Genomic DNA, 6,600 nt, shown 5'->3' on the forward strand with positions numbered 1-6,600 from the left:
TCAACAAGGAATTCAGATAAAACAATAATAAATCATTTTTTATTTTTCTTTGTTTCAAAAGGTACACTCTTCTAGTTTAAGATTGATTTGAAAATTATATTTCGTTACAACTATAAATTCATCGGAAAATAATAAATTTCATTCCGATTTTAATGTTGGTTAATAAGGAAGAATCCCCCAGTCTTCTCTATTTACCTATATTTATTTTTTGACTAATTTATTATGATGTAGATGTTAATTTAAAGTTATTTATACAAAATAACTAAATGCATTTTTTAGGAAGAGAAAATGATATACCACTCTGTTTTCTTAATTCACATAATTTTCAAAAATAAAATCTCTGGATGTTAATATTTGTTATATAATATACTTGTCAAAGCATTACCCCTGTAGTTTCTATGATGAATCTGTAAGATGGTTTTGTTTGTCCCGTATATTCACCTTAAACTAAAAAGAACTTGTAGGAATTCTACAAGTTCTTTTTGTTCTTCGGATTGACGGATAGTAAATGTTACTAGGGGTACCGCTACATCGCCATCAAGCCAAGAAAATTGGTCGCCCCCAAAATGCTAAAAACAAGTCAATAATTTTTCAATCTAATAATAATTGATTTTAGATTCCAATAGAATGCCCCTCGATTTAAGCAGATTTTAAGTGTTAATATTTTCTATATAATATTATAATTTATTATATAGAAAATATATAAGAAACGGAGAATTATCATGCTCAATATAGATATTAATCGCTTAACTGATATTTGTTTAGAATATCAACAGTCTAGATTTTATGTTGGCAGAATACCTGATGATTTCTTGTCAATTGCAAAAAAGCGTTTCTCTATACCAAAGGATGATCAGATTATTGCTTTTTTAAGTTGTAATTTGTTTGGCTCAGGAAAATATGGTGTCTACTTTACAAGTTCGGGTCTATATTGGAAAAATTGGCTATTAGGTAAAGGAACTATGAAATGGGATAAATTAGATGAAGTGCAACAAATCGTAATTGATAAAGATGGTTTTTTATCTTTTGATACACAAAAAAGTTTTAATATTGACGGGAGTGATTATCCAACATTGTTATTTAAAGAATTACTTATAACTCTTAAAAATTCATTCCATAATTCAAAGAAAACTGGTATACATCCAGTTGTAAAAACTGATGAGATAAAATCAATCTGTAATTTGTTTGAGACATATGATGAATTATTAGAACCTGATAATGGGTTGTTTATAGACACTCATATTTCAGACAAAAAGTTAAAGGTCATTTTGTCACGATATATTATTTCAAAAGAAGAAGAAATCATTGCTTTTTTAGATACATCTGTCCTTGGTAATTTGAGTAAAGGATCCGATGGAGTATTAATTTGTCAATCGGGTATATATTTTAGAGAAACTTTTGTACACTTGTATTTTCCATGGCATGTCTTTAGGAATATCCCTATTACTTTGGTTTCAAACGAGTTAGAAATCGGAAAAGGAAACATATTTCATCTTCAACATGCTAGAATGCCTAGTCAAGAGATTCTATTATTCATCAAGAATTTAAAACAGCATGTTAATTCTTTATATGAGGAAAATAAGTGTTTATCTAATATATAAGAATCTTCATTAAAAATATATTAATATTTCGTTTAATCTGAAATAAAAATTTCATTTGAATATAAAAAAAACGCTATACTTTTTGTAGGAATATACAGAAAGGGTGGCGTTTTTTTATGAACCTTTCGATTCAAGAGGAGTTTCATTTGTTTGCAGAAGAACTACAGTGATATCTATCTCCACATATTCTTCAACAACTCGCACAAGAGACAGGTTTTGTAAAACGTAAAAGTAAGTATGGCGCACGAGATTTGGCTGCTTTATGTATCTGGATTAGTCAACATGTAGCTAGCGATTCCCTCACTCGATTATGTAGTCAACTTTATGCAAATACAGCTACACTCATGAGTCCAGAAGGACTTAATCAACGTTTTAAACGATTCGTCTCAAATCCAAAACCAATATACTTCTTATTTTCAACTGTTATTCTTATTCTACGTTATATATTTGCACACAAAAATATTTATTCCTATACCTTTGAACTAGCTTTATTCTTTTTTCGATGTCGTTGCACTTTTGCTATGGTACCACATGATCTCCCTTTTGGTTCGGATACATACATACCACACCAACGCTTACTTCCATTTCGAGAATTATCATAAAAAACCCATTTGCAATCTGGACATGCTTTAAGACGCTTCCACTGACTTAAGGAGATGCTCTTAACAATTATAATCAAAATTTCACTAAAAAAGTCATGTTTTTTAATAGCRTTATATTGAATATTATCAACATCTAAAATAGATATATTTATAGGGTAATTTGTTAACCACTTGTTTAAATTATCAACATTATTTGTTTCTAATGACATGCGAACATCTTTCCGAAATCGATGCACATCCTCTAGCTTACCAGAAAATCTAATACCACTAAAATTCTTCGATATAAAACATTTAATATCTTCTTCACAATTTAAATGTTCTAATGGTTTACGTGTATCATTTGGAATCTCCCAAGTATTTAAGAAACAACGGACAATTTCTAGCTCCCCTGGTGCTACTTGATTATTAATCAATCCTGTTCACCTCTTAATTTGTAACATTGACTTTATTATACAATCATTGGTAACATAATGAAAGAAAATGTTAACCATTAAACTTTAATGAAGGTTAACAATATCGAATGATATTTAGACTTTTAAGGTGGTGATGTAATGTGTTATGAGATTCTTAAGTTAATAAGAAGTATTTTAACTAATAATCAAGATTACCATGATCACTTTATGAAAGTTGTACTATACACAATAATGCATAAATGAAAGTGTTCTAAAAATTTTTATTTTTACCCAATATTTTAAAAATGTAAATTAGCACTATACAGGAGATTACATAATGAAACTAAGTGTTGCAGTAAATTTAGAAGAAAAAAGGAAGGGAGTAACAATAAATGATTAATACAAGAATTCCTGTTCCCATCAAGATATTACTTACAGCTGTGTTATTTATGAATACAGGCAGTTTTATGATTATGCCTTTTTTAGCACTGCATTTAACAAATGATCTCCACTTCTCTTCTTGGGAAGTGGGGACTATTTTAACTACAATCCTCGTTTCACAGCGTGGGCTACCAGTATTTACAGGTTTTATAGGTGATCGTGTAAGTCATACAATAAATATAATTTTAGGAGTGATGGTAAGAGCATTAGGATTTGGGGCGTTTGTTTTTGCTAACAGTTTTTGGTCTGTGGCTATTGCAGCATTTTTAATTGGCTTTGGAGGAGCATTATTTGATCCTTCTGTGACCGCTTTCTTTACATCACAAAAAGAAAAAGTTCGAAAAAAAATATTTACTTACTTTAACCAAATGCTTAACACAGGAGTGATTATAGGTCCGTTAGTTGGAGCATTATTGGTTAAATTTGATCCAGTATACCCATTTACTATCGCAGGTATAGCTATGTTAGTTTTATCTTTTATTCTTTTTATCTATCGTAGTAGATATCCTAAAACTATTAAGGATAATCAAAAAGTATTATTAAGTTTGAAAGCCGCCATTTCCAATAAATTGTTTATATTATTTATATGTATAATGCCTTTGTTTTGGATCATGTTTGCTCAATTAAATATTTCATTTCCAATTAAAGCATATAATTTATCTGGTGATGAACAATTAGTGAGTTCCATTTTCATAATAAATGGGGTTTCAGGATTACTCTTAATGTTTTTTTTAAGAAAATTATTTATTAATCAAGATCCTATGATTATGGTGAAACTGGGTGTCTTGATTATGGGAATAGCAATAGGGATGATTCCTCTTATGTCATCTATTTATTGGATGCTATTTTGTATTTTTCTTTATACGCTAGGAGAAACACTTGTACTGCCAGGAGCTGAAATGACGGTGGCACAATTTAGTGCTAACAAACCTGCAGGTTTGTTTTTCGGAATGTTTCAAGCCTGTTGGGCTTTTGGAGGTTCTTTAGGAAATTATCTTGGAGCTTGGTTAAATAAATTTAACCATATTTCCTGGTGTTGGTTAATATTTTTAGCGATAGGAGTTTTGGCTTCAATTTTATTTAATATGATACATCGTAGTATGAAGAGAAAAACCGAATTTGCAGAAAAACAAAATATTGGTTCATTAACTTGATTTAGAGTTGCTTACATTTCATTTTGGTTATGTTCCGCATAATTTACAAAATTGTATGTGTACTCAATTGATGTTATAAGCTAATTCGAGAATAAACTCTAGATACCTTGAAAGTGATTGAACTTTTTTATAAAGACCAAACTTAAATATACTGAATAAGAATCTATTTTGATCAATCTTTTTTCAAAATAGATTCTTTTTATTTATCGTAAAATTTGGGTATGCGAGATATATTGGATTAACCTTTATTTAAAAGCTACAGTTCCCTGTACTTTAAGGAACTGGTTATTTATTTTACCGCTTTTTTATAGGGTTTTTGTCTCGTAATGGTCTTAACTTATTGAAATTTGTTTTTTGGTTTAATAGATGAAGATAATTTTAGGTTCAGAAGTTTAGCTAATACTTGTTGTAGGAACTGCACGGCTGCGACGTTAAATCGTTGATTCAGTCCTTCAGGACTGATGAGTACTTCTGTTGATGCTTCTAAACAACTACATAACTGGGTTAAGGAAGTTTTTGCTACACTTTGGCTTATCCATACGCATAAAGCTATTAAATCTTGTGCTCGATACTTACTTGTTCGCTGTACAAACCCAACATCTCTAGCTAGATTCTGTAAGGTATTTGGGGATAAAAGACTCTGAATCTCCTGTGCAAATAGTTGTAGTTCGTCAGATACAGAAATAGACATACAAAAAACGCCATCCTTTCCTATGATTCTACAGAAAGAATAACGCATTTTATTCATTTTGAGGGTATTTCTTTTTATTAGCTTGATAGCGATGTGTCAATATCCCTACTTGTAGAAATTAAATTGCAATTAAACCCCTCATTCTTTGAATAGTTCACATACCCTATTACGTTTACGCCAGAATTCTTACTTTCAGATTCCCTTCGGTTTCTGTACAAATCCTAATTCTATTAAGTGAAATTTTTTAATATAAAGGTAAAAAAATTATGTAATGCATGAATTAAAAAAACAACCCAACATGCGGAGAGTGTTTTAGGTGTTTTTTCCTTCTTTTTTTGATAAATCCAATATGAGTATCCTAGAATGACACCCATTAGGCCGGTATAAACTTTATAGGAAATCCCATATGAGTGAATAGTTCCAAAAATAATGGCTGAAAGAAAAATCGTTGGAATATTATCGTATTTACGTACAAACGGAATATCTTTTAAAATCCAAAACAAAAACATCTGATAAAGAGCTGTTTCTATTAGTGGAGCTACGACACAACCAGATATAACTTGTCGAATAAGAGAGACATCCTCAATCGGATTTCGTTCTGCTTCTATCGGTATAAGAAAGGATACCAATGGTAGTACAAATGTAGCTATAGTCATAAGTATGATGAAATATAGAAATCTCAAGTTATAAATAAAACGATGTAAATATTTACACATAATGTACTCCTTTGACATGTTGTGAAATTATTCATTCTGGTTAGGAAATATGTATTTTATTTTACTACTAATCATAATGACGAGCAAACCTAGAAAATGTATAGGAGGAGCACCACACATCCATCAACTTAAGAATTTTCTCGTTTTGGGGGTATTTGTATTTCTTAGCTTGAGGGCAATGTGGTGCTACCCCATCGCTATCAAGCTAAGATTCTTAATTACCCCCAGAATGAAAATTTTATATCTATACAAATTGTATTACTATGCACCTTGAAGATAAGTTTTATTATCATTATGACAAGTTAACTTGTCATAATGATAATAAAACTATACAATAAAAATATAATTAATAAGGGGTGGTTACTAATGATGCAAAAAGAAGAGATATTAAGAAAATACAAAAAAATGGGGAGAGATGAACGTAAAGAACTTATAGAATTAGATTCATCTAGTTACGGTTTAATAGCTGTGCTTGTTTTAGTCCTATTTTTTAGTTCTTGGAAATTGATGCATGGTATTAAAAGTTACGAATTAATTTCAATTTTTTCTGGTTATATAGCTAGTACAAGCTTTTATAAGTTTAAAAAATTGAAAGCACAAAAATTTCTTATTGCAAGCATCTTAGCAATAATGAGTACAATTGCAAGTGCCATAGCTTTCTTTCTGGAGGGATGATAATTGAAAAATGAATTAGTACTGCAAAATCGTTTAAAAGTAGCAAGAGCTGAGAAAAAAATATCACAGGGAGAATTAGCTGAAATGGTAGGAGTATCTAGGCAAACAATTAGTTCTATTGAAACAGGACAATTTTGTCCAACTGCAAAGYTAGCATTAGTACTTTGTATAGCACTAGGTAAAAAATTTGAAGAATTATTTTATTTTTGATTAATTGGTGTACTGGGAGTCAAAACAAATCCCTATCAATCTAATTTTTTATTATCCATAAAGCAAAAAATACGCCATCCTTTCCTATGGGGAAACAGAAAGAATAGCGTATTTTTTC

The 6,600-nt window shown here is 30.1% G+C and carries 6 protein-coding genes and 2 pseudogenes; 5 read left to right on the forward strand and 3 right to left on the reverse strand.

What is annotated here, in order from left to right:
- Positions 1-722 precede the first annotated feature (722 nt).
- Together AC1DTM_RS15650 and AC1DTM_RS15655 are read left to right on the forward strand one after the other, a co-directional pair.
- Positions 723-1,601 (forward strand): hypothetical protein, encoded by an 879-nt coding sequence (locus tag AC1DTM_RS15650; protein WP_088099227.1) that lies wholly within the window; start codon positions 723-725, stop codon positions 1,599-1,601.
- Between the two features lie 116 nt (positions 1,602-1,717).
- A pseudogene (locus AC1DTM_RS15655) lies at positions 1,718-2,014 on the forward strand (IS4 family transposase); the annotation flags it as partial.
- A 56-nt stretch (positions 2,015-2,070) separates the two neighbouring features.
- On the opposite strand, the gene AC1DTM_RS15660 reads toward AC1DTM_RS15655, so the two are convergent.
- Entirely contained in the window at positions 2,071-2,616 is a 546-nt protein-coding gene (locus AC1DTM_RS15660) for a CGNR zinc finger domain-containing protein (protein ID WP_016103699.1), read from the reverse strand.
- A gap of 371 nt (positions 2,617-2,987) precedes the next feature.
- Here AC1DTM_RS15660 and AC1DTM_RS15665 point away from each other — a divergent pair, with 371 nt between their 5' ends.
- Positions 2,988-4,190, forward strand: a complete 1,203-nt coding sequence (locus tag AC1DTM_RS15665) for an MFS transporter (protein WP_016103700.1) — start codon at positions 2,988-2,990, stop codon at positions 4,188-4,190.
- 361 nt (positions 4,191-4,551) lie between these two features.
- On the opposite strand, the pseudogene AC1DTM_RS15670 reads toward AC1DTM_RS15665, so the two are convergent.
- Positions 4,552-4,881: pseudogene (locus AC1DTM_RS15670) on the reverse strand (IS4 family transposase); the annotation flags it as partial.
- A 230-nt stretch (positions 4,882-5,111) separates the two neighbouring features.
- Complete coding sequence (locus AC1DTM_RS15675; protein ID WP_016103702.1) at positions 5,112-5,597, reverse strand: CPBP family intramembrane glutamic endopeptidase; 486 nt, start codon at positions 5,595-5,597, stop codon at positions 5,112-5,114.
- 369 nt (positions 5,598-5,966) lie between these two features.
- Between AC1DTM_RS15675 and AC1DTM_RS15680 the strand changes: the two genes are divergently transcribed.
- Together AC1DTM_RS15680 and AC1DTM_RS15685 are read left to right on the forward strand one after the other, a co-directional pair.
- Positions 5,967-6,272, forward strand: a complete 306-nt coding sequence (locus AC1DTM_RS15680) for a DUF6442 family protein (RefSeq protein WP_033714617.1) — start codon at positions 5,967-5,969, stop codon at positions 6,270-6,272.
- Between the two features lie 3 nt (positions 6,273-6,275).
- Positions 6,276-6,482, forward strand: a complete 207-nt coding sequence (locus tag AC1DTM_RS15685) for a helix-turn-helix transcriptional regulator (protein ID WP_016103704.1) — start codon at positions 6,276-6,278, stop codon at positions 6,480-6,482.
- Positions 6,483-6,600: the final 118 nt, after the last annotated feature.

This window comes from Bacillus sp. P4_D3, from assembly GCF_056401855.1.